General features: G+C 76.5%; 5 protein-coding genes and 1 pseudogene. 3 read left to right on the forward strand and 3 right to left on the reverse strand.

Translation table 11 applies throughout. The features are described 5' to 3' along the window. Positions 1 to 1,116 (forward strand): NAD(P)H-hydrate dehydratase (locus tag ACYVPE_RS39445; RefSeq protein ID WP_461038671.1); only part of this gene is annotated, 1,116 nt, incomplete at its 5' end. Between the two features lie 8 nt (positions 1,117 to 1,124). Here ACYVPE_RS39445 and ACYVPE_RS39450 read toward each other — a convergent pair. Then, positions 1,125 to 1,493, reverse strand: coding sequence for a holo-ACP synthase (locus ACYVPE_RS39450; protein WP_461038672.1), 369 nt, complete (start codon positions 1,491 to 1,493; stop codon positions 1,125 to 1,127). 14 nt (positions 1,494 to 1,507) lie between these two features. Continuing rightward, positions 1,508 to 2,185, reverse strand: a pseudogene (locus ACYVPE_RS39455) (glutamine--fructose-6-phosphate transaminase (isomerizing)); the annotation flags it as partial. 34 nt (positions 2,186 to 2,219) lie between these two features. Here ACYVPE_RS39455 and coaA point away from each other — a divergent pair. Then, positions 2,220 to 3,164: a type I pantothenate kinase gene (gene coaA / locus ACYVPE_RS39460; RefSeq protein ID WP_461038673.1), complete on the forward strand. Its 945-nt coding sequence runs from the start codon at positions 2,220 to 2,222 to the stop codon at positions 3,162 to 3,164. Positions 3,165 to 3,181: 17 nt separating this feature from the next. Here the strand turns inward: coaA and ACYVPE_RS39465 are convergent, their stop codons facing one another. Next, positions 3,182 to 3,466: an SbtR family transcriptional regulator gene (locus ACYVPE_RS39465; protein WP_461038674.1), complete on the reverse strand. Its 285-nt coding sequence runs from the start codon at positions 3,464 to 3,466 to the stop codon at positions 3,182 to 3,184. 165 nt (positions 3,467 to 3,631) lie between these two features. On the opposite strand from ACYVPE_RS39465, the gene ACYVPE_RS39470 reads away from it, so the two are divergent. Beyond that, the gene (locus ACYVPE_RS39470) at positions 3,632 to 3,787 is read left to right on the forward strand and encodes a hypothetical protein (protein ID WP_461038675.1); all 156 of its coding nucleotides are present in this window, start codon (positions 3,632 to 3,634) and stop codon (positions 3,785 to 3,787) included. Positions 3,788 to 3,892: the final 105 nt, after the last annotated feature.

Below are 3,892 nucleotides of genomic sequence, written 5' to 3' on the forward strand. Positions count from 1 at the left end.
CGCGCCGACCTGGTGGTGGACGGCAACACCGGCACCGGCGGCCGGGGCGGACTGCGGCCGGCCGCCGCCGAGTTGGCCCGCGCGGTGGCCGCCGCGGGCGCGCCGGTGATCGCCGTGGACCTGCCGAGCGGCGTCGACCCGGACACCGGCGAGGTGCAGGGGGACGCGGTGCGCGCCGCGCTCACCGTCACCTTCGGCACCCACAAGCCGGGGCTGCTGATCGACCCGGCCGCCGAGTACGCCGGCCGGGTGCGGCTCGTCGACATCGGCCTCGGTCCCGAACTGCCGCCCACCCCCGACCTGACGGCCCTCGAACCGGCCGACGTGGCGGCGCTGCTGCCCCGCCCTGGCGCGGAGAGCGACAAGTACCGGCGCGGCGTCGTCGGCATCGCCGCCGGCTCGGCCCGCTACCCGGGCGTCGCCGTACTGGCGGTCGGCGGCGCGGTGCGCGGCGGCGCGGGCGCCGTGCTCTACGCCGGCCCGGCCGGCGCGGCCGTCATCGCCCGCTACCCCGAGGCGCTCGTCTCCACCGGCCCGCCGCACCGGGCCGGCCGCGTGCAGTCCTGGGTGGTCGGTCCTGGCATCGGCGACGACCGGCAGGCCCGCGAGCGGGTCGCCGACGTGCTGGACGCGGACGTGCCGGTGCTGATCGACGCGGACGGCCTGCGCGACCTCGACCCGGCCCGGGTGCGGGCCCGCGGCGCGCCCACCGTGCTCACCCCGCACGCCGGCGAGGCGGCGGCGCTGCTCGGCGGCAGCCGCGCCGAGGTGGAGGCCGGCCGGCTGGCCGCCGTCCGGGCGCTCGCCGACCGGTTCGGGGCGGTGGCGCTGCTCAAGGGCTCGACGACGCTGGTCGCCGACCCGGCCGGCGGCCTGGTCCGCGCCAACCCCACCGGCACCGCCTGGCTCGCCACGGCCGGCAGCGGCGACGTGCTCTCCGGCCTGATCGGCGCCCTCCTCGCCGCCGGCCTCACCCCCCTGGACGCCGCCTCGACCGGCGCCTACCTCCACGGCCTGGCCGGCACCCACGCCCCCGCGCCCCCCATGGCGTCCACCATCACGGAGGCCCTGCCGGCGGTCTGGCACGAACTCCTCGGCGAACCGCGCGGCCGCTGAGCGCGGCCCTACCCCTCGGCGATCACCATGGCCGTCGCCACGCCCGCGTCGTGGCTGAGGGAGAGGTGCCAGGCCCTGACCCCGAGTTCGGCCGCGCGGGCCGCGACCGAGCCGTGGACGGCGAGGGTGGGGCGGCCGGACGGTTCCTGGCGGACCTCGGCGTCCGTCCAGGCGAGGCCGCCCGGCGCGCCGAGTGCCTTGGCCACCGCCTCCTTGGCGGCGAACCTGGCCGCGAGCGACGCCACGCCGCGCCGTTCACCGCCCGGCAGCCACAGCTCGTCCGCCACGAACAGCCGGTCCATCAGCGCCGGCGTCCGCTCCAGGGACCGCTCGAACCGGCCCACGTCCGCCACGTCGATGCCCACGCCGACGATCACGCCAGCACCACTCCCCCGTCCGCGTCGGTGATCTCGTAACGCACCTCGTCGAACTCCCGCCGCACCAGCACCACCTGGTCCCGGTCGCCGGCGTCCAGCCGGACCACGTCCCGGACGGCCTCGCCCGCGAAGGCCGCCGCGTCCCCGGCCAGGAACGACTCGCCCTCCCCGAGCGCCACCGCGAGCGGCCGCCCCCGGTGCGCGCCGACCACCGCGTCCGGCTCGTCCGCGTGGACGGCGAGCAGCGCGAACTCCCCGCGCAGCGCCCGGCACACCTGCCGCATCGCCTCGCCGAGCTCCCCGCACGACGAGAACGACTCGGCCAGCAGGTGGGCGACCACCTCGGTGCCCGTCGCCGACTCCAGCCGGTGCCCGCGCGCCGCCAGCTCCGCGCGCAGCTCCGCGTCGTTCTCGACGCGGCCGCCGTGCACCACCGCCACCCGCCCGGCGTTGTCCAGCCGTGGCCGGCCGCCGCCGTGCGCGATGCCGCAGCCCCCGGCGGGCAGCGGCCGGCGCGCCAGCTCGGCGCGCAGCTCCCCGAGCCGGCCGGGGGTCCACACGGTCGCCAGACCGCCGTCGGCGAGCACCGCGACACCGGACACGTCGTGGTCGGGCCGCTCCAGCCGGCCGAGCCCGGCGAGCAACACATCGAGAGCGGACTGGACCCCTACGTAACCGACGATCCCGCGCATGCGGGCAGCGTAGCCCGGCCAGCAGAATGATCACGTGGCAACCTCGCTCCAGCACACCTCGCCCCCCACCCCCTACGTCGACCTGGGCCGCGACGAGTGGCGGGCGCTGCGCGACCGCACCCCGCTCCCGCTGACCGCCGAAGAGGTGGAGCGGCTGCGCGGGCTCGGCGACGTCATCGACCTGGACGAGGTCACGGAGATCTACCTGCCGCTCTCCCGGCTGCTCAACCTCTACGTCGGCGCCACGGAGCAACTGCGCGGCGCGGTCTCCACGTTCCTCGGCGGCCCGCAGCCGACCACCCCCTTCGTGCTGGCCGTCGCCGGCAGCGTCGCCGTCGGCAAGTCGACGGTCGCCCGGCTGCTGCGGACGCTGCTGGCGCGCTGGCCGGAACACCCGCGGGTGGAGCTGGTCACCACCGACGGCTTCCTCTACCCCAACGCCGAGTTGGAACGGCGCGGGCTGATGGCCCGCAAGGGCTTCCCCGAGTCGTACGACCGCCGCGCCCTCACGCGCTTCGTGGCCTCCGTCAAGGCCGGCCAGGCGGAGGTGAGCGCGCCGGTGTACTCGCACCACGTCTACGACATCGTGCCGGGCGAACGGCTGACGGTCCGCCGCCCCGACATCCTGATCGTCGAGGGCCTCAACGTCCTCCAGCCGGCCCCGCCAGGACGCCTCGGTCTCGCCGACCACTTCGACTTCTCGCTCTACGTGGACGCCAGGACGTCGGACATCAGGGAGTGGTACCTGCACCGGTTCCGCGAGCTGCGGGCCACGGCCTTCCGGGACCCGAGCTCCTACTTCAGCCGCTACGCGGGCGTGCCCGAGGAGACGGCGCTCGCCTACGCGGAGCGCAACTGGCGGCTGATCAACGAGCCGAACCTGGTGGAGAACATCGCCCCCACCAAGGGGCGGGCGACGCTGGTCCTCCAGAAGGACCACACACACGCGGTGCGGAAGGTGCGGCTCCGCAAGCTCTGACCCGCCCGTTCACCGCCTCACGTCCTGCCGTCCCCCCGGCGGAGACCGTCGAGGATCACGCCCATCAACGGCCGCGCCGTCGACCGCCACTCGCTCTCGTCGAGCCGGCTGAGGTAGCCGACGAGCAGGATGACGCCGTGCGCGTCCACGTCCCGGCGGACGGCGTCGGCCGCCTTCCCGGCGTCCAGCAGCAGGTCGAGGGCGCCCTCGATCGGGTTGTGGCTGTCCGCGGCGAGGTCCCGCCAGGCCGCCGGCTGGAGCGCCGCCAGGACGCCGCGCTTGATCTCGGCGTAGTCGATCACCCGGTCGAGCCAGCGGCGCAGCGCCTCCAGGGGCGGGTGCTCGGCCAGCAGCGCCGGCGCGGCGGGCGATCACATTCAGGTGGACGTCGTCGGACTCGGCGAGCACCGCGCGGGCGGCCTCCACGATCCGGTTCCGGTTCGCCGTCGCGTCCGAACGGCGCGCTGGTGCGCTCACAGGGCCTGCGGGCGCTGACGCGGGAGAACATGGCCGCGATGGGAATCCCGCCGGCGGCGGTCGCCCGCGCGGTGGCGTTCGCGGTCGAACAGCCGGGCGACGTCGAGATCGGCGAGATCACGGTCCGCCCGACCGTCCAGGGCTGACCGGCGCCCCGCGAGTTCTCCCCCACCCACCCGCCCTTTCGTCCTGCCGGGCCCGGCCGGCCTGCGGCAGCGGCGCCCGGCGCTCCGCGCGGGGTTTCCCCCACC

It is taken from the genome of Streptomyces mayteni (assembly GCF_054783955.1).